We start from the raw sequence: 17,950 nt of genomic DNA on the forward strand, positions 1-17,950 counted from the left end.
GAAGGGGGAAGTCTCAGTATTATCATGAAAGCTAAACCCTCGCCGCCTGACGGTGAGGGTTTTCTTTTGGGATTATTTACCTGCGGCACTCGCAGCATCGACGACATGGAGTAACAAATGTCCAGACCAACTATTATCATCAACGACCTCGACGCCGAACGCATCGACCGCCTGTTGGAGCAGCCTGCGTTTGCTGGTTTACCCATTGCTGACGCATTAAATGCGGAGCTGGATCGCGCCCAGATGTGCTCGCCGGAAACCATGCCGCACGACGTCGTCACCATGAACAGTCGGGTGAAATTCCGCAATCTCAGCGATGGAGAGATTCGCGTGCGCACGCTGGTGTATCCGGCGAATATGACCGACAGCAATACGCAGCTTTCCGTAATGGCGCCGGTGGGCGCGGCATTGCTGGGCCTGCGCGTCGGCGATACCATTCACTGGGACCTGCCTGGCGGGGCGTCCACTCACCTTGAAGTGCTGGAACTTGAATATCAGCCTGAAGCAGCGGGCGACTACCTGCGCTAAACCATCTGGATAAGCGTTCACCCGTTTACACAGAGGATGCTCCCTGCATCCTCTTTCCGAAAATCACCCATTCCTCCTGGTTCACCCCCGTTCTCCGTCATCCAGAATTAATCCGTTTCATTGCCGCGAGTACGGTCATGAATGAGGCTCTTTTCATCACGCTGGCATTTCTTATTATGATGGCGATTATCGTCGTGGCCGTACTTTACCTTGAGCGACGCTGGTAGCTTCTGGTCATAAGCATCAATCAGTCGTAAAGAAACGTTGTGATATGAAAAGTGCCGGGCAGATACCAGAAAGAAATATTATTATATGTTTGAATGAATTCAGTATTAGTTAACAGGGAGAAACGGGTATGTATAAGACAATCATTATGCCGGTTGATGTTTTCGAAATGGAACTTAGCGACAAGGCCGTGCGCCACGCAGAGTTTCTGGCGCAACAGGATGGCGTCATTCATCTGTTGCATGTTCTTCCGGGCTCCGCCAGCCTGAGTCTGCACCGCTTTGCCGCCGACGTTCGTCGTTTTGAGGAGCATTTGCAGCACGAAGCGGAGACTCGCCTGCAAACGATGGTGAGTCATTTCAGTATCGACCCTTCCCGGATTAAGCAGCACGTCCGCTTTGGTAACGTGCGGGATGTGGTGAACGAACTGGGCGAAGAGCTGAATGCGGACGTCGTGGTCATTGGCTCCCGCAATCCGTCTATCACCACGCATTTGCTGGGTTCTAACGCCTCCAGCGTTGTCCGCCATGCTACGTTGCCGGTGCTGGTTGTGCGGTAAATCGCACGGTTGTTGCGTAAAAAAAGAGGCTGCCACTGGCAGCCTCTTGCATTGCAGGTGTAGTCTTACTTTCTTTTTATGCCGTCTTACTGCGGATCAGATAATCAAATGCGCTCAGAGAGGCTTTCGCGCCTTCGCCCGTCGCGATGATGATCTGTTTGTAAGGAACCGTGGTGCAGTCGCCTGCGGCGAATACACCCTTCACGCTGGTTTCGCACCGGCCATCAATGATGATTTCGCCCATACGGTTACGCTCAATCGCGCCTTCCAGCCAGTTGGTGTTTGGCAGCAAGCCAATCTGTACGAAGATCCCGGACAGCGCAACGTTGTGGATGTCGCCGCTTACGCGATCGCGATATTCCAGCCCCGTCACTTTACTGCCGTCGCCTTTCACTTCCGTTGTCTGCGCGTTCAGAATAATGTCGACGTTTTTCAGGCTACGCACTTTATCTTGCAGAACCTGGTCGGCTTTCATTTCTGGCGCAAATTCCAGCAGCGTAACGTGCTCAACGATCCCCGCGAGGTCAATCGCCGCTTCCACGCCGGAGTTCCCTCCGCCGATTACCGCAACGCGTTTGCCTTTAAACAGCGGGCCGTCGCAGTGCGGGCAATAGGTTACGCCTTTCGTGCGGTACTGATCTTCGCCCGGCACGTTCATGTTGCGCCATTTGGCACCGGTGGCAATGATAATGCTGCGGGCTTTCAGCACCGCGCCGGAAGCGGTCTCAATCTGATGCAGGCCCCCTTCCGTTGCCGCTGGAAGCAGTTTGCTCGCGCTCTGGCTGTCGATCACGTCAACATCGTAATCATCAACGTGCGCTTTCAGCGCGCCAGCCAGCTTCTGACCTTCCGTTTTTGGCACGGAAATATAGTTCTCGATATCAACGGTATCCAGCACCTGACCGCCAAAACGCTCGCCCATCAGACCGGTACGAATGCCTTTACGTGCGGAGTAAACTGCCGCTGCCGCCCCCGCTGGGCCGGAACCGACAATCAGTACGTCGTAAGCGTCACGCTTATTCAGCTCTTCCGCCGCCCGTTTTTCTGCGCCGGTATCCACTTTGGCGACGATTTCCGTCAGCGTCATACGTCCCTGACCGAATTCGTTACCGTTCAGGTACACAGCCGGAACGCCCATCACATTACGATCGGTGATTTCATTCTGGAATGTGCCGCCGTCAATCGCGGTATGTTTGATACGCGGGTTCAGCACCGCCATCAGGTTCAGCGCCTGTACGACGTCAGGGCAGTTGTGGCAGGAGAGCGAGTAATAAGTTTCAAACTCGAAATCGCCGTCGATATCGCGGATCTGCTCCAGCAGAGACTGCGCCTCTTTCGACGGATGGCCGCCAGTCCACAACAGCGCCAGCACCAGCGAGGTAAATTCATGCCCCAGCGGAGAACCCGCAAAGCGCGGCCCCTGGTCAGAACCCGGGTTCGCTATCAAGAAAGAAGGCTTGCGCACCGGCAGGCTGTTATCTTCTTTAAATGTGACTTTCTCTGACAGTTCAGCGATTTCAGCCAGCAGTTCCTTGATTTCTGCCGATTTAGCGCTGTCGTCCAGCGTGGCAATCAGCTCAACAGGCCTGGTCAGTTTCTCAAGATACGCCTTGAGCTGAGTTTTCATGTTAGTGTCGAGCATTATTCTTCCCTCTCTAAAAACATCATCATGCAAGTTGCCTTATACCGGCAGCCTGAATGCGACTTGCATGATGGTGCTGGAAAAAACGGGTGCGACGCACCCGCTTAAGGATTAATTCGCCAGTATTTCGTGTTACAGGAAGGCGGCAAGCTTATGAATCCCCGGGAGCTTACATCAGTAAGTGACCGGGGTGAGAAAGCGCAGCCAACGCACCTGTAGCGCGAAAGGCGCAGCGAATTTTAGATTTTGCCGACCAGGTCCAGGGACGGAGCCAGAGTCGCTTCGCCTTCTTTCCATTTAGCCGGGCAAACTTCACCTGGGTGAGCAGCAACATACTGAGCCGCTTTGATTTTACGCAGCAGGTCAGATGCGTCACGGCCGATACCTTCAGCGGTAACTTCGATAGCCTGGATGATACCCTGCGGGTCAACAACGAAAGTCGCACGGTCAGCCAGACCTTCGTCTTCACGCATGTTGTCGAAGTTACGGGTCAGGGCGCCAGTCGGGTCACCGATCATCGCATATTTGATTTTTGCGATGGTTTCAGAGCTGCTGTGCCATGCTTTGTGAGTAAAGTGGGTGTCGGTAGAAACAGAGTAAACGTCTACGCCCAGTTTCTGCAATTCATCGTAATGATCTGCAACGTCGCCCAGTTCGGTCGGGCATACGAAAGTGAAGTCAGCCGGGTAGAAGAAGAAGACGCTCCAGCGGCCTTCGGTATCTTTCTCGGTTACTTCGATGAATTCACCGTTTTTGAACGCCTGGTTTTTGAAAGGTTTAATTTTGGTATTAATCAAGGACATCTATACTTCCTCCGTGTTTTCGTTGAGATGTAAAGTAACCAACTTTCCGTGATTGGGCTAATGCGTTTGCATTATCAAATCAATCAGCGATACCTAACAACTCACACAAGACAACGTTGTGAACGTTTAGCGACAAAAAGTAAAAAGGCCCCCTTTGCAGGCGGCCCCATTACCTGAACTACCCGTAGGTAACTTCAGCGCCAGTGAAACTGGCTATGTGTTGCGCTCTACATTACCTTAACAAAGGCTGTAACAGCGAAAGGATTACATCACCCTACCAAAGAAAGGGCAATCTTCCGACGGCAGACCTTACCTATGACTGTGATAGGTTTTGCCGTCAATGTTCCTTTTGCACTGATTTTTAAGGAAATATAATGATAAAACGAACATTGCTGCTGACGCTGTTCCCGCTCATCGCCTTTGCTGAAGAACTGCCTGCCCCGGTTAAAGCGGTAGAAAAACAGGGAATTACGATCCTGAAGTCTTTTGACGCCCCCGGCGGAATGAAAGGCTATCTGGGCAAATACCAGGATATGGGCGTGACCATCTACCTCACGCCTGACGGGAAGCACGCGATTTCCGGCTACATGTACGACGAAAAAGGCGCAAACCTCAGTAATGCGCTGATAGAAAAAGAGATCTACGCCCCGGTCGGCAGAGAAATGTGGCAGCGGATGGAAAAAGCGTCGTGGATTCTGGACGGCAAAAAAGAGGCGCCGGTGATTCTTTATGTCTTTGCGGACCCTTTCTGCCCTTACTGCAAACAGTTCTGGCAGCAGGCGCGCCCCTGGGTCGAATCCGGCAAAGTACAGCTGCGGACGCTACTGGTGGGCGTGATCAAACCCGAAAGCCCGGCAACGGCTGCCGCTATCTTATCCACCCGCGATCCGGCAAAGACCTGGCATGACTATGAAGCGTCAGGCGGTAAACTCAATCTGGCGATCCCTTCACCGCTGCCAGAAGATAAGATGAAAATGCTGAATATTCATCAGAAACTCATGGACGATCTGGGAGCGAATGCAACGCCAGCCATTTACTATATGAATAAAGAAAATATGTTACAGCAGGTCGTCGGGTTACCAGAAAAAGCGCAGCTGGACATTATGATGGGTGAACATTAAACCTAAATTAAAGGGGGAAGATTGGCATTGTTTTTCTGTCAATCTCCTTTTCCATTATAAATCGCTCGCAAAGATATTCTGAGCTATGCTATTTTAGTATTATTGAAAGAGAATTTAAGCTTAGCAAACATCACTATTGTAAAGCATTGGATGTGTTGCATAACTATAACAAATATAGTTATGACAATAGTCACAAAACAGGAAGAAAAAAACATGGCTAATCTCTACGATCTCAAAAAATTCGATCTTAACTTACTGATTATTTTTGAGTGTATCTACCAGAATTTAAGCATTAGTAAAGCGGCGGAAACGCTGTACATCACCCCGTCTGCCGTGAGTCAATCTCTGCAACGATTACGAACTCAATTCAACGATCCTTTATTTATTCGTTCAGGAAAAGGCATCACGCCAACCGTCACCGGTATAAATCTGCATCATCATCTTGAGGAAAACCTCAATAGTCTGGAACAAACAATTAATATTATGCATAGTTCCAGCCTTAAGAAAAAATTTATCATTTACAGCCCTCAGCTACTTACTGCAATGAACGTAATAAAGCTGATTAATTTTATTATGGAAGATTCTTCCGTTGAAATTGAGCATCATGATATCCTGATGTCTGCGGAATCAGCAGAAGACCTGCTGGCATACCGCAAGGCGGACATGGTGATCACCACCACGCCGCTGAACAACCATTCGGTTGTCTGTACGCCTTTTAAAACAATCAAAAGCGTACTGGTGTGTCGTGCCGATCACCCCAGAATCAGCGACGCCAGTACATTAGCGCAAGTACTCGAAGAACCGTTTACCTCATACCAGGGAGAGGAGCCAGGCGTTAAAGAATACCAGTCGCTGGTCAACTCCCTTCTTGCCAGCCGGAAAATTGGGTTTCGCAGTGACTCGATGGTTGCAATCATTAATACTATTGCTGAAACCAACATAATTGGCATCGTTCCTGAAGTCATATATGACTTCTTTCACTCCACCCTTAAACTGCAACGGGTTAATATTGATCAGGATTTACCTTCAGTTCAGTTATACCTGGTATATAATCGAACGTCACTGAATAACAAAGGTTTTACGAGTATCATTAACAAAATGACGGAAAATAGCTGAAACGAAAGCATACGGGGCCATCGCCGGCACAAGCATTCAAAATTAAAATAATTAATATAAAATTAATTTAAGTTTTGGATGCTTTTTTAAACCTTGCACATTCTGTTGATTATATCATATAATATATATAATTATTTTTCTGTATTCTACACATAGCCATTTTCCGTTCAGGTATGAACTCATTATGTCTGTTTATAAAATCCCACTTGACCAAAATGTTTTGGAAGCTGCGGAAGAGCGCATTACATGGACACTCACCACCTTACCGCGTATTTGCGTGTCATTTTCCGGGGGGAAAGACTCAGGGTTGATGCTGCACCTTACCGCCGGAATCGCGCGTAAGTTAAAGAAGAAGATCTGCGTATTATTTATTGACTGGGAAGTGCAATTCTCCTGCACAATTGACTATGTTCAGTCATTACGCGAACAATATTCCGATGTCATTGAACATTTTTACTGGGTTGCCCTGCCGCTCACCACACAAAATTCGCTGTCGCAATACCAACCCGAATGGCAATGCTGGGACCCGAATGCCGAATGGGTGCGTCAACCGCCTGCCGACGCCATTACCGATCCGGCTTACTTTCCTTTTTATCAGCCAGGCATGACCTTCGAACAATTTGTTCGCGACTTTGCCGAGTGGTTTTCAGAAAAGCGCCCTGCGGCGATGCTGATCGGCATCCGCGCTGACGAGTCTTACAATCGGTTTGTCGCCATCGCCTCCCTGAGCAAACAGCGTTTTGCGGACGACAAACCCTGGACGACCGCCGCTCAGGGCGGGCACACCTGGTATATTTACCCGATGTATGACTGGAAAACGGCAGACATCTGGACATGGTTCGCAAAAACGAAGCAGCCTTGCAACCCGCTTTATAACCTGATGTACCAGGCCAACGTACCGCTCCGGTATATGCGCATCTGCGAACCTTTCGGCCCGGAGCAACGTCAGGGATTGTGGCTCTATCATGTCATTGAACCCGAACGCTGGGCAGCAATGTGCGCCAGGGTAAGCGGCGTGCGTAGCGGAGGGATATATGCAGGCCAGGATAACCATTTTTACGGCCATCGAAAAATACTGAAACCCGAGCACCATAGCTGGCAAAGCTACGCCATGCTGCTGTTGGACAGCATGCCGGAACAGAGCGCCGAGCATTACCGCAACAAAATCGCGGTCTACCTGCAATGGTATAAAAAGAAAGGAATGGAGAACATTCCACAAACGCAGGAAGGCGATATCGGCTCCAAAGATATCCCCTCATGGCGACGTATCTGCAAGGTGCTATTGAACAATGATTACTGGTGTCGGGCGCTCTCATTCAGCCCGACAAAACCCAAACACTACCAGCGCTACAATGAACGCATGAAAGCAAAGCGCAAAGAATGGGGGATTTTATGCAACAGCGACTCACCCAACAAATAACCGACTTTCTCTCCACGCTGAACGAAGAAGAGAGAATTGCGGCAATCAACGAATTCAGAATGGCGATCCACCGCGTCAGCCCCTTTCGCGATCAGCCGGTAGACTGCGTACAATGGGTAAAAAACGAACAAATCGAGCCTAATGATTACAACCCAAACAATGTGGCGCCCCCGGAGAAAAGGCTCCTGCTGAAGTCTATTGAGGTAGATGGCTTCACGCAGCCTATTGTCGTTGCAGAAACGGCGGCAGAAAAATATGAAATCGTGGATGGCTTTCACCGTCACGAACTCGGTAAAGGGAAATCCACATTACGCTCAAAGTTAAAAGGCTATCTTCCCGTCACCTGTCTGGAACGCAATCGCCATGAACGAATTGCGGCGACCATTCGTCACAACCGCGCCCGTGGTCGTCATCAGATTCACGCGATGTCGGAAATTGTGCGAGAACTCTCCCTGTTGGGCTGGGACGAGACGCGAATCGGAAAAGAGCTGGGCATGGATAAAGATGAAGTCCTGCGTCTGAAACAAATCAACGGCCTACAGGAACTCTTTGCCGACCGTCGATTCTCCAAAGCCTGGACCGTAAAGTAATTACAATTTACACAGGCGTTCTGCGGCCGCCAGCAGCGTGGATTCCTGCTTGGCAAAACATAAACGGATAAGTTTATGTGGGAAAGGATCGGCGCAAAATACTGACAGCGGAATCGCCGCAACGCCGATTTCCCGGGTCAGCCACTGGCAGAAATCCACGTCATTGAGGTCTGATACCGCACTGTAATCCACCAGCAGAAAATAGGTGCCTTCGCAGGGCAGGATTTCCAGACGACTGTCACGCAGGGCATTAACCAGAACGTCACGCTTCTTCCGGTAAAATGCGGGTAAATCGCGGTAATGTTCCGGTTCAGCACGCAGCATATCGGCCAGCGCCAGTTGCGCCGGTGTGTTGACGCAGAACGTCAGATACTGATGCACTTTACGCAATTCCGCGCTGATCGCCGCTGGCGCTACGCAGTACCCCACCTTCCAGCCGGTCATATGAAAGGTTTTACCGAATGACGAGACCGCGACAGCACGCTCACGTAGCTGCGGATGCGCCAGTACGCTGGCATGGCCTTCTGGCGCAAAGCAGATATGCTCATACACTTCATCGCTTAATACATAGATTTCGCGATCGCCAATCGCCTGCCACAGCGCTTCAAAGTCGGCTTTGCGCCAGACGGTCGCGCTCGGGTTATGCGGCGTATTGAGGATCACCAGCCGGGTACGTTCGCTCAGTAACGCAGCAAATGCCTGCCAGTCAACGCGAAACTGCGGCGGCTGAAGCGCCAGACGTTTCAGCACGCCGCCGGACAGTTCAACGGCTGGCGCGTAGCTGTCATAGCTGGGATCGAAGCAGATCACCTCATCTCCCGCACGAACCAACGCGGTGATAGCGGCATACAACGCTTCCGTTGCCCCCGCCGTTACCGTCACCTCGCTCCCGGCATCAGCCTTATAGCCGTATAACGCCGCCGTTTTTTCCGCAATGGCTTCGCGTAATGCAGGCACGCCGGTCATTGGCGCATATTGATTCGCCCCTTGTGCAACATGCCAGGCCAGACGTTCCTGTAGATAGCGCGGACCATCGAAATCAGGAAATCCCTGCGACAGGTTAATCGCCTGATGCTCCTGCGCCAGGGCGCTCATTTGTGTAAAGATTGTGGTGCCTAAATTAGGCAGTTTGCTTTGCGGAATCAGTGGGTTATTACTCATAGTTATCATACCCGAGGGTGATGTCGATGTTGAAACCACTATAACACGATGTTAGCATTTGGCAATCAAGACGCTTAGACGTCTAAATAAAAACAACTCCCGGACAGCGCAGCCACAAGGACAACACACCATGAGTAACACTGACATCCGCGTCGTTACCGGCCCGGCTAACTACTTTTCCCATACCGGCAGCCTCTCCCGACTGAAGGATTTTTTCAGCGCCGGGCAACTCTCCGCCGCAGTATGGGTGTATGGCGAACGTGCGATTGCCGCCGCCCGCCCTTACCTGCCGGATGCGTTTGATCTTCCGGGAGCCAGACACCTGCCGTTTACCGGCCATTGCAGCGAAAGCGATGTGAAACAACTAGCCGCGAAAGCAGGCGACGACCGCCGCGTAGTGATCGGTATCGGCGGCGGCACGCTGCTTGATACCGCCAAAGCCCTTGCCCGTCGGCTACAACTCCCCTTCGTGGCGATCCCGACTATCGCGGCCACCTGCGCGGCCTGGACACCGCTGTCGGTCTGGTACAACGATGCTGGTCAGGCACTGCACTTTGAAATTTTTGACGACGCCAATTATCTGGTGCTGGTAGAACCGGAAATCATTCTCCGCGCGCCAGAGGCCTATCTGCTGGCCGGCATCGGCGACACGCTGGCAAAATGGTACGAAGCCGTTGTATTAGCGCCACAGCCAGAAACCTTACCGCTTACCGTGCGTCTGGGCATTAACGGCGCGCTGGCGATCCGTGATGTGCTACTGGAGAGCAGCGAACAGGCGCTGGCGGACAAAGAGCGTGGAGAACTCACCCAGGCATTTCGCGATGTGGTGGATGCGATTATTGCCGGGGGCGGCATGGTCGGCGGTCTTGGCGAGCGTTATACCCGTGTGGCGGCGGCACACGCCGTCCATAATGGGCTCACCGTATTGCCGCAAACCGAGAAGTTTCTGCACGGCACCAAAGTGGCTTATGGAATTCTGGTACAAAGCGCATTGCTGGGTCAGGATGAGGTACTGGCGCAGCTTATCGCCGCTTATCAGCGCTTTAGTCTGCCCACCACGCTGGCGGCGCTGGATGTCGATATCCAGAACCAGGCGGAGATTGATAACGTGATTGCCCACACCCTGCGCCCGGTTGAATCCATCCACTTTCTGCCGGTGACGTTAACGCCAGCCACATTACGCGCCGCGTTTGAAAAGGTAGAGTCGTTTACGGTTTAGCGGCGGCTTGCCGGATGGCGGCTACGCCTTACCCGGCCTGTAAAATACCCCGTAGGCCCGGTAAGCGTAGCGCCACCGGGCAACACAAAACATCAGCAGCAACGTGCGCCGCCTTTCCCGCCATAACGCGCATCCTGCCGCTCACGAAAAAATTCTTCGTAAGTCATTGGCGTCTGATCCGGGTGCGTCACGCGCATATGCTCAACGTAGTTGTCATAGTCCGGCACGCCAATCATCAGTTTTGCCGCCTGACCCAGATATTTCCCGGCCTTAGAAAGCGTATCAAACATCGTTACCACCTGTGACGCAAATGCCCTCTCCCGTTAAGAAGAGGGCCGCTTATTTAAAAATCAGTGCGCGCCTTTCGCCTGCGCCACAATCTCTTCAACGTTTTCCGGCATGGCTTCATACGGCGTTTCTTTCGCCGTCGGTTTGTCCTCTTTCAGCGCAGCCAGCGCAGTTTTGATTGAGAACAGGGCCAGAACCACCACCACAACCATGAAGAAGATGGTCAGACCGGCATCCAGACGGTTGTTGAACACCAGCTGCGCCAGCTGAGACTGCGTGTACTGCGCAGGAATATCGCCACTGTCGATCATCGCCTGGAATTTATTGGCGATCGCCAGGAAACCAATTTTGGTATCCGGGCTAAACGCTTTCTGCCAGCCTGCGGTCAGCGTACAGATCAGCAGCCAGGCGGTAGGCACCAGCGCCACCCATGCGTAACGCTGACGTTTCATCTTGAACAGTACAACCGCGCAGAGCATCAGCGCCATACCCGCCAGCATCTGGTTCGCGATACCAAACAGCGGCCACAGGGTGTTGATCCCTCCTAACGGGTCCACCACGCCCTGGTGCAGGAAGTATCCCCACGCCAGCACGCACAGCGCCGTCGCTAACAGGTTCGCAGGCAGTGAATCCGTACGTTTCAGACCCGGAGAGACCACGCCCAGCAGATCCTGCAACATAAAGCGCGCCGCACGCGTACCGGCATCAACCGCCGTCAGAATGAACAGGGCTTCAAACAGAATCGCGAAGTGATACCAGAACGCCACATCCATCATACCGCCCAGCGCCCCGTGCAGGATGTAAGCCATCCCCACCGCCAGCGTTGGCGCGCCACCGGCACGAGAAATAATGGATTGTTCGCCCACTTCGTTGGCAATCTGATGTAGCGTATCAGGCGTAATCGCAAAGCCCCAGCTACTGACCACCTGCGCAGCAGAAGCAACCACATCAGCGGTTCCGGCTGGCGCCAGTACGGCCATTGGGCTGTTCATGGCGAAGTAAACGCCCGGATCGATGATACATGCGGAAACCAGCGCCATAATCGCCACAAAGGATTCCATCAACATCCCGCCGTAGCCGATAAAGCAGGCCTGCCCTTCGTTCGCCAGCATCTTTGGCGTGGTGCCGGAAGAGATCAGCGCATGGAAGCCAGACACCGCGCCACAGGCAATGGTGATGAACAAGAACGGGAACAGGTTACCGGTCCACACCGGGCCGGTGCCATCCACAAATTTGGTCAGCGCAGGCATCGTCAGCGTCGGACGCATAATCAGAATGCCGACGGCCAGACCGACAATCGTACCAATCTTCAGGAAGGTTGAGAGGTAATCACGCGGCGCCAGCAGCAGCCATACCGGCAGAACCGCCGCCACAAAGCCGTAGCCCACCAGCATCCAGGTTAACTGTACGCCGGTAAAGTCAAAATACGGCGCCCAGGTTGGACTTTCCGCCACCCAACCACCGGAGATGATGGCAAAGACAAGGAACACCAGACCAATAACAGACACCTCGCCAATACGTCCCGGACGCAGGTAACGCAGGTAGACGCCCATAAAAATGGCCAACGGAATGGTGAACGCAACGGTGTACGTCCCCCACGGGCTGTGGGTCAGGGCTTTCACGACGATCATCGCCAGTACCGCAAGGATAATCACCATGATCATGAAACAGGCCACCAGCGCGATCACACCAGCCGTTGGGCCCATCTCTTCTTTAACCAGTTCACCCAGCGAACGACCGTCACGACGGGTAGAAACAAACAGCACCATAAAGTCCTGCACCGCGCCTGCCAGCACAACCCCGGCAAGCAGCCAGATCATACCGGGCAGATACCCCATCTGCGCCGCCAGCACCGGCCCAACCAACGGCCCTGCCCCGGCAATCGCCGCAAAATGGTGACCGAACAGCACTTTCTTATCGGTAGGTACGTAGTCCAGACCATCGTTATGACGCACCGCAGGCGTCATGCGCGTCGGGTCAACCGCCAGCACATTTTTGGCGATATACAGACCATAAAAACGGTAGGCAATGAGGTAGACACAAACTGACGCCACGACGATCCATAGCGCGTTGATCTGTTCCCCACGGTTTAACGCAATATATCCCAGGGCAAATGCTCCCATAACGGAGAGCAATGTCCAGACGAGGTATTTCCCTGATTTGTTCATAGTTGTTGTCCGTTTGCGTGTTGTGTTCCAGAGAGATGTTACATTTTGTTTCTATAACACCTCTGCTGGTTTTAACAACCTGACAACGCTATAAAACTGATTATTTACATTGCATTGTTAACTGGATCACTTCATTGGCCGGTCAACGCTGCAACATCATTGCATTTTGTTGGGCCTAGCCCATCACCGCCGTCCCCAGGCGGCAGGTACAGCAACGTCGTCCCTGTTCGTCAAAAATCACAATTTCCCAGCTCTGGCTTTGCCGGCCCAGATGCAGCGGCTGGCAAACGCCGCGCACCTTCCCCTGCGACACGGCGCGATGATGCGTGGCATTCAGCTCGGTTCCCACCACGCACTGGCCGTCACGGGTCATCAGATACCCGGCCATTGACCCCAGGGTCTCCGCCAGCGCCGCCGAAGCGCCGCCGTGTAACAAGCCGAAAGGCTGATGCGTTCGCGCATCGACGGGCATTTCCGCCTCCAGCACGTCATCGCCCAGACGGGTATAGACGATCGCCAGATGCGCCACCATCGTGTTCAGACTGGTGGCGTTCAGCTCATCAAGCGTTAAATGGCGTTTCCAGATCATCGTTACGCTCCCAGGGTTGAGCCGCCGTCAACCACAATGTCCTGTAGCGTAATGTGGCTGGCCAGATCGGACGCGAGGAATAAAATGGTATTCGCGATTTCCTGCGGACGCGCGATTTTACCCAGCGGAATGCCAAGCTTAAACTGCTCGCCAAAGCCACGAATACGCTGTTGCTCCGCATCATCGCTCACCCACAGCGTGCGCTGCATATCGGTATCGGTAGACCCCGGAGAGACGACGTTACAGCGAACGCCGCTGCCCGCCAGCTCCAGCCCAACGGTCAGCGCCAGGCTTTTCAGCGCCGCTTTGGACGCGCCATAGGCGCTCATGCCAATGCGCGGCGTGTGCGCCGCATCAGACGCGACGGTAACAATCGCCCCGCCCTGCTGCTGACGAAATTGCGCCATCGTCTGCTGGAAGAGGTTAAACGCGCCGCCGACGTTGACGGCGAACGTCTGCTGCCAGTCCTCGGCGCTTAGCGCATCGGTCGCCCCCATCCGTAAAATCCCGGCGGCATTCACCAGCACATCCAGCCGTTCGGTTTGCGCCAGCACGCGCTGGCAAACCTGCGCGACCTGCGCGGCGTCTGCGACATCCAGCACTTCGGTCGCAAATGGATATGCATCCTGCGTGAACTCGCGATCGAATCCCGTCACCTGCGCGCCAGCCGCAACAAACGCCAACGCCGTGGTATAACCAATCCCTTTTCCCGCACCGGTCACCCAGACGGTTTTGCCGTTAAAATCCAATCCGGCCATCACTTCACCTCACGGGAAAGCAGCGTCCACCAGGCATCGATCGTCGGGTTTTTCGCCAGCATCACGAAGTCGATATCGCCATGCACTTTACGCCAGCGAGCCGCCAGCGCCATCATACGTACAGAGTCCAGCCCGTAATCAATCAGGTTTTCATCATCCAGCGGCTCGTCGGATTCATCCAGCAGCGGCAGGATCAGCGCCCGCAACTCTGCTTTGCTCGCCGGAACCGGCGTCGGCAGCAGTTCCTGCGTCATCACCACGCGACCGGAGCGACCAGCAACATAGTTAAGCGACATCACATGTTCTTCACGGCTGAAATCGGCCAGCGCATCCGCCACCATAAACGGCTTGATATCGCGCATGAAAGCGTCGGTCGCCGTGGTCATACAGCCAATGTGCGCATACACACCCGTGATAATCAGCTGATTACGCCCGGTTTCTTTTAACATCTGCTCCAACGGCGAACGGTGAAACGCGCTGTAACGCCATTTCACCAGCACGGTGTCCGCCTCGTCCGGCGCCAGCGCATCGACAATCTTTTGCTGCTCGGGAGAACGCGTCAGGCCCGGCCCCCACATATCGTTCAACAGGGCACGATCTTCATCGCTCTGATCTTTCGGCTGAGCGGTGTAATAGACCGGAATGTTGTGCTCTTTGCAGTACTGACGCAGGGCGGCGATATTCGCGATCACCTGTTCCATCATTGGGCAGTTGTCGCCCCAGAAGCTGACAAAATAATCCTGCATATCGTGGATCAACAGCGCAGCGCGTTCAGGTTCAAAGGCCCAGTTCACTTTATTGGGCGGAATATCGAGCGCGCCAGGCAGCGCGTACGCCTGCAATTTCGGAATTGCCATCTCTCTTTCTCCTTCAGGTCAGTGAACGTGACGCCAGCCACTGACGTAATTGTTTTTTATCGACTTTACCGACCGGGGTCAGAGGCAACGCCTCGACGCACTCCACGCGATCCGGCAATTTGAATTCGGCGACCCCCTGCTCACGCAGGAAGCGGCGTACCTGTACCGCGCGCAGCGGCTCTTTCACCACCAGCCAGGCGCAGCTTTTTTCCCCCATCAGCTCATCTTCCATGCTGACCAGCGCGGCATGGATTACGACCGGGTGGCGCAGTAACAGGTTTTCAATCTCTTCAGCGGCGATCTTCTCCCCGCCGCGATTGATCTGATCTTTTTCACGTCCCTGCACGGTGATATAGCCATCTGGATCAATGGAGATCAGATCGCCGGAGCAGTAAAAGCCGTTGGCATCAAACGCGCTGGCGTTATGCTCCGGGCTTTTAAAATAGCCGCGAAACGTGTACGGCCCGCGCGTCATCAGGCGTCCCGTTTCCCCCTGCGGCAGCGGATTGCCGTCAGCGTCAGCCACCCAGACCTCGTCGTCCGGGCACATCGGGCAACCCTGAGTATTGATGATGCGCTCCGGGCTGTCGTCCAGACGGGTGTAATTCACCAGTCCTTCCGCCATGCCGAATACCTGCTGCAACTGACAGCCGATTTCCGCCGGAATACGCGCGGCAAGCGTCGCTGAAAGCCGCGCGCCGCCTACCTGCAACAGTTTCAACGAGGCCAGTTGCGCGTTGCTGCCCCACTCCTGAATCGCCTGCAACCACAGGCTCACCGCAGGCGGCACCAGCGCCGTTGAATTAATCTGATGCTTTTCAATTAACGGGAAACAGAGCGTAGCGCTCGGGTCAGCCGCCAGCACCACCGTTCCCTGGGCCAGAAAGACGCCCAGCGATCCCGGCGAACTCATGGCGTAGTTATGCGCAGCCGGAATCGCGCATAAGAAACGCGTGGCTTCGGTAAAGTGGCAAATTTCATTGCTGCGGCGCACGCTGTAGTAATAATCATTATGGGTGCGCGGGATCAGCTTCGGCGTTCCGGTTGTACCGCCGGAAAGCTGGAAATAAGCCACCTCATCGGCAGGTGATGGCGTGGCGGTAAAATCAACCGCAGGCTGGTCAATCGCCGTTTGCAGGTTGTGTTCACCCGCATCGTTGAGCAACAGCACCACACGCACGGAATTGTGTTCGGCAATAAACGTATTGAGGAAATCGTCCCCGGTGAACAGCGCGTGCTGGCGGTCAGCAATCACCAGCGCCGGTTCAATTTGCTTCGCGTAAGCGTTAAGTTCCGTCCGTTGATGGCTGAACAGCGCCAGAACCGGTGCGACGCCAAGCTTCAGCAGGGCAAAGAAAGTGATATACAGCTCCGCCACGTTGCCCAGTTGCACCAGCGCGGTTTCGCCGGGTTTGATCCCCTGACGGCGCAGGCTACAGGCCAGATTATCCGCCGCCTGGTTCAGTTCGCGATAGCTCAGGTATCGATCGCCATCAATCACCGCCGTTTTATCGCTGTCTGCGTGGCGGGTTAAAATATCGGTCAGCGGCAGATCCTGCCAGTACCCTTTTTCACGATAGCGGCGGGCAAACTCCTCCGGCCAACGGGTGAAAGGAATGGTCATCATCGCTCCTTAATGCAGTCCAAAAACGTTCAACATGGTAGAAAGCTTAACGCCGGTCTCGCGCCACTCCGCGACCGGAGACGAAGCAGGCACAATCCCGGCGCCCGCGAACAGGCGAACCTGGTTTTGTCGCAGCTTCGCGCAACGAATCGTCACGACCCACTCGCCGTTTCCTTCGGCGTCACACCAGCCGACGATGCCGCCGAACAGTTCACGATCGAACGGCTCCAGTTCAGCAATTAATTTTTTCGCCACCTGATGCGGGAAACCACTCAACGCAGGCGTCGGATGCAGCAGACACGCCAGCGTCAGGGCATTTTCTTCCGCATTCGCCTTACCTTCGAACGGCGTACCGAGATGCCATAACGTCGGGGTGGTGATCAATTGTGGAGATGCAGGCAGTTGTAATTCACTGCTGCGGTCGCGCAGCACCGTCTTCATGGCCTGAGTGACCAACTCATGTTCGTGTCTGTCTTTTTCAGAAGCCAGCAGTCGGTTGCCCGCTTCACGATCCAGCACATCATCAGGCTGGCGACGCGCCGACCCGGCCAACGGCAGCGAACTAAAGCGCTCGCCCTCTTTACGCAGCAGTAATTCCGGGCTGGCGCCAAGCAGCACGCCGCCATCCTCCAGAGGCACATGGAAGTTGTAACTCACCGGGTTCTGCGCAACCAGCCGCTCCAGCAGCGCGCCGCTGTCAATGGTGGCATCGGTCGTAATATCAATCAGGCGTGACAGAACCACTTTGTCAACTTCAGGCGTCGCTGTTAGCGCTGCCGCGCGCGCCACCATCGCTTCAAACGTTTCCTGTTCAGGGATACTTTTACGATCAACAACATTCAGTGCCTGATGCCCGGTAAAGTAACGCGAGGATTGTTGCTTTGCCGGTCGGGAGAAAGTCTGCCAGGACTCAGGAATGAACAGCGAGGATGGCTGGCGGGTATCGAAGGGGATAGCGCCGACCATAACAGGATTTGCGATACCCTGCGCTCTGGCGTCGGCAAAGGCTTGCTGTAATTTTTGTTGGAAGGGGCTGTCTAACGAATCCCCGTCAACCGCTGGTTCAGCGAAACGGGCGAAGCATCCTGACGTCGTAAAGCTGCGATACGGCGACATAAAGAAAAAGCGATCGGGGGTGAGCGTTGCCATTTTCTGCTGAACTTCCTCGGCCAGTGACGTATCCATATCATCCTCCAAAAATGATAAAGGCTTTAATAATGATTATCATTTATATTTTCGGGCGCTAACCTAAAAGTAAACAGACAGCATGTCAACTCTTGGG

The 17,950-nt window shown here is 53.8% G+C and carries 18 protein-coding genes; 8 read left to right on the plus strand and 10 right to left on the minus strand.

Annotation, left to right across the window (positions count from 1 at the left end):
- The first annotated feature begins 117 nt into the window (after positions 1 to 117).
- The 3 genes from rnk to uspG all read left to right on the plus strand — a co-directional run bounded on the left by rnk (position 118) and on the right by uspG (position 1,312).
- Positions 118 to 528: a nucleoside diphosphate kinase regulator gene (gene rnk, locus OGV82_RS00665; protein ID WP_047458208.1), complete on the plus strand. Its 411-nt coding sequence runs from the start codon at positions 118 to 120 to the stop codon at positions 526 to 528.
- Positions 529 to 665: 137 nt separating this feature from the next.
- Positions 666 to 755 carry a small membrane protein YldA gene (gene yldA, locus OGV82_RS00670; RefSeq protein WP_272917174.1) on the plus strand — a complete coding sequence of 30 codons (90 nt, stop codon included), beginning with the start codon at positions 666 to 668 and terminating at the stop codon, positions 753 to 755.
- A gap of 128 nt (positions 756 to 883) precedes the next feature.
- A complete protein-coding gene (uspG, locus tag OGV82_RS00675; RefSeq protein WP_024130553.1) occupies positions 884 to 1,312 on the plus strand; it encodes a universal stress protein UspG in 429 nt (142 codons plus the stop codon).
- A 76-nt stretch (positions 1,313 to 1,388) separates the two neighbouring features.
- Here uspG and ahpF read toward each other — a convergent pair whose 3' ends face one another.
- On the minus strand, positions 1,389 to 2,954 hold the full coding sequence (gene ahpF / locus OGV82_RS00680; protein WP_012133379.1) for an alkyl hydroperoxide reductase subunit F: 1,566 nt from the start codon (positions 2,952 to 2,954) through the stop codon (positions 1,389 to 1,391).
- 239 nt (positions 2,955 to 3,193) lie between these two features.
- Positions 3,194 to 3,757 carry an alkyl hydroperoxide reductase subunit C gene (ahpC, locus tag OGV82_RS00685; protein ID WP_012133381.1) on the minus strand — a complete coding sequence of 188 codons (564 nt, stop codon included), beginning with the start codon at positions 3,755 to 3,757 and terminating at the stop codon, positions 3,194 to 3,196.
- 374 nt (positions 3,758 to 4,131) lie between these two features.
- Between ahpC and dsbG the strand changes: the two genes are divergently transcribed.
- The 4 genes from dsbG to OGV82_RS00705 all read left to right on the plus strand — a co-directional run bounded on the left by dsbG (position 4,132) and on the right by OGV82_RS00705 (position 8,004).
- Positions 4,132 to 4,878, plus strand: coding sequence for a thiol:disulfide interchange protein DsbG (dsbG, locus tag OGV82_RS00690; RefSeq protein WP_047458212.1), 747 nt, complete (start codon positions 4,132 to 4,134; stop codon positions 4,876 to 4,878).
- Positions 4,879 to 5,091: 213 nt separating this feature from the next.
- Positions 5,092 to 5,994 carry a DNA-binding transcriptional repressor CitR gene (gene citR, locus OGV82_RS00695; protein WP_024130554.1) on the plus strand — a complete coding sequence of 301 codons (903 nt, stop codon included), beginning with the start codon at positions 5,092 to 5,094 and terminating at the stop codon, positions 5,992 to 5,994.
- A 184-nt stretch (positions 5,995 to 6,178) separates the two neighbouring features.
- The gene (locus OGV82_RS00700) at positions 6,179 to 7,414 is read left to right on the plus strand and encodes a phosphoadenosine phosphosulfate reductase (protein WP_012133385.1); all 1,236 of its coding nucleotides are present in this window, start codon (positions 6,179 to 6,181) and stop codon (positions 7,412 to 7,414) included.
- A complete protein-coding gene (locus tag OGV82_RS00705) occupies positions 7,387 to 8,004 on the plus strand; it encodes an IbrB-like domain-containing protein (protein WP_012133386.1) in 618 nt (205 codons plus the stop codon). Before OGV82_RS00700 ends, OGV82_RS00705 begins: the two co-directional genes overlap by 28 nt.
- On the opposite strand, the gene OGV82_RS00710 is transcribed toward OGV82_RS00705, so the two are convergent.
- Positions 8,005 to 9,165 carry a pyridoxal phosphate-dependent aminotransferase gene (locus OGV82_RS00710; RefSeq protein ID WP_024130556.1) on the minus strand — a complete coding sequence of 387 codons (1,161 nt, stop codon included), beginning with the start codon at positions 9,163 to 9,165 and terminating at the stop codon, positions 8,005 to 8,007. It lies immediately after the preceding gene.
- A 130-nt stretch (positions 9,166 to 9,295) separates the two neighbouring features.
- Between OGV82_RS00710 and OGV82_RS00715 the strand changes: the two genes are divergently transcribed.
- Complete coding sequence (locus OGV82_RS00715) at positions 9,296 to 10,384, plus strand: oxidoreductase (protein ID WP_047458216.1); 1,089 nt, start codon at positions 9,296 to 9,298, stop codon at positions 10,382 to 10,384.
- 92 nt (positions 10,385 to 10,476) lie between these two features.
- On the opposite strand, the gene OGV82_RS00720 is transcribed toward OGV82_RS00715, so the two are convergent.
- The 7 genes from OGV82_RS00720 to entC all read right to left on the minus strand — a co-directional run bounded on the left by OGV82_RS00720 (position 10,477) and on the right by entC (position 17,853).
- The gene (locus OGV82_RS00720; protein WP_012133390.1) at positions 10,477 to 10,674 is read right to left on the minus strand and encodes a YbdD/YjiX family protein; all 198 of its coding nucleotides are present in this window, start codon (positions 10,672 to 10,674) and stop codon (positions 10,477 to 10,479) included.
- A 60-nt stretch (positions 10,675 to 10,734) separates the two neighbouring features.
- Positions 10,735 to 12,840, minus strand: coding sequence for a pyruvate/proton symporter CstA (gene cstA, locus OGV82_RS00725; protein WP_012133391.1), 2,106 nt, complete (start codon positions 12,838 to 12,840; stop codon positions 10,735 to 10,737).
- Positions 12,841 to 13,015: 175 nt separating this feature from the next.
- Positions 13,016 to 13,429: a proofreading thioesterase EntH gene (gene entH, locus OGV82_RS00730; RefSeq protein ID WP_012133392.1), complete on the minus strand. Its 414-nt coding sequence runs from the start codon at positions 13,427 to 13,429 to the stop codon at positions 13,016 to 13,018.
- Positions 13,430 to 13,431: 2 nt separating this feature from the next.
- Positions 13,432 to 14,187, minus strand: coding sequence for a 2,3-dihydro-2,3-dihydroxybenzoate dehydrogenase EntA (gene entA / locus OGV82_RS00735; RefSeq protein ID WP_012133393.1), 756 nt, complete (start codon positions 14,185 to 14,187; stop codon positions 13,432 to 13,434).
- Positions 14,187 to 15,044 (minus strand): isochorismatase, encoded by an 858-nt coding sequence (locus OGV82_RS00740; RefSeq protein ID WP_047458220.1) that lies wholly within the window; start codon positions 15,042 to 15,044, stop codon positions 14,187 to 14,189. The genes entA and OGV82_RS00740 overlap by 1 nt, the downstream gene beginning before the upstream one ends.
- Before the next feature lie 13 nt (positions 15,045 to 15,057).
- Complete coding sequence (gene entE / locus OGV82_RS00745) at positions 15,058 to 16,668, minus strand: (2,3-dihydroxybenzoyl)adenylate synthase EntE (RefSeq protein ID WP_047458223.1); 1,611 nt, start codon at positions 16,666 to 16,668, stop codon at positions 15,058 to 15,060.
- A gap of 9 nt (positions 16,669 to 16,677) precedes the next feature.
- On the minus strand, positions 16,678 to 17,853 hold the full coding sequence (gene entC / locus OGV82_RS00750; RefSeq protein ID WP_060815865.1) for an isochorismate synthase EntC: 1,176 nt from the start codon (positions 17,851 to 17,853) through the stop codon (positions 16,678 to 16,680).
- Positions 17,854 to 17,950 lie beyond the last annotated feature (97 nt).

The organism is Citrobacter sp. CK191 (genome assembly GCF_030333435.1).
GTDB lineage: Bacteria > Pseudomonadota > Gammaproteobacteria > Enterobacterales > Enterobacteriaceae > Citrobacter_B > Citrobacter_B koseri.

Bases quoted from the DNA above. Each gene is read 5' to 3' on its own strand.
- rnk (WP_047458208.1), top strand. From the start codon at position 118: ATGTCCAGACCAACTATTATCATCAACGACCTCGACGCCGAACGCATC.
- yldA (WP_272917174.1), top strand. From the start codon at position 666: ATGAATGAGGCTCTTTTCATCACGCTGGCATTTCTTATTATGATGGCG.
- uspG (WP_024130553.1), top strand. From the start codon at position 884: ATGTATAAGACAATCATTATGCCGGTTGATGTTTTCGAAATGGAACTT.
- ahpF (WP_012133379.1), bottom strand. From the start codon at position 2,954: ATGCTCGACACTAACATGAAAACTCAGCTCAAGGCGTATCTTGAGAAA.
- ahpC (WP_012133381.1), bottom strand. From the start codon at position 3,757: ATGTCCTTGATTAATACCAAAATTAAACCTTTCAAAAACCAGGCGTTC.
- dsbG (WP_047458212.1), top strand. From the start codon at position 4,132: ATGATAAAACGAACATTGCTGCTGACGCTGTTCCCGCTCATCGCCTTT.
- citR (WP_024130554.1), top strand. From the start codon at position 5,092: ATGGCTAATCTCTACGATCTCAAAAAATTCGATCTTAACTTACTGATT.
- OGV82_RS00700 (WP_012133385.1), top strand. From the start codon at position 6,179: ATGTCTGTTTATAAAATCCCACTTGACCAAAATGTTTTGGAAGCTGCG.
- OGV82_RS00705 (WP_012133386.1), top strand. From the start codon at position 7,387: ATGCAACAGCGACTCACCCAACAAATAACCGACTTTCTCTCCACGCTG.
- OGV82_RS00710 (WP_024130556.1), bottom strand. From the start codon at position 9,165: ATGAGTAATAACCCACTGATTCCGCAAAGCAAACTGCCTAATTTAGGC.
- OGV82_RS00715 (WP_047458216.1), top strand. From the start codon at position 9,296: ATGAGTAACACTGACATCCGCGTCGTTACCGGCCCGGCTAACTACTTT.
- OGV82_RS00720 (WP_012133390.1), bottom strand. From the start codon at position 10,674: ATGTTTGATACGCTTTCTAAGGCCGGGAAATATCTGGGTCAGGCGGCA.
- cstA (WP_012133391.1), bottom strand. From the start codon at position 12,840: ATGAACAAATCAGGGAAATACCTCGTCTGGACATTGCTCTCCGTTATG.
- entH (WP_012133392.1), bottom strand. From the start codon at position 13,429: ATGATCTGGAAACGCCATTTAACGCTTGATGAGCTGAACGCCACCAGT.
- entA (WP_012133393.1), bottom strand. From the start codon at position 14,187: ATGGCCGGATTGGATTTTAACGGCAAAACCGTCTGGGTGACCGGTGCG.
- OGV82_RS00740 (WP_047458220.1), bottom strand. From the start codon at position 15,044: ATGGCAATTCCGAAATTGCAGGCGTACGCGCTGCCTGGCGCGCTCGAT.
- entE (WP_047458223.1), bottom strand. From the start codon at position 16,668: ATGACCATTCCTTTCACCCGTTGGCCGGAGGAGTTTGCCCGCCGCTAT.
- entC (WP_060815865.1), bottom strand. From the start codon at position 17,853: ATGGATACGTCACTGGCCGAGGAAGTTCAGCAGAAAATGGCAACGCTC.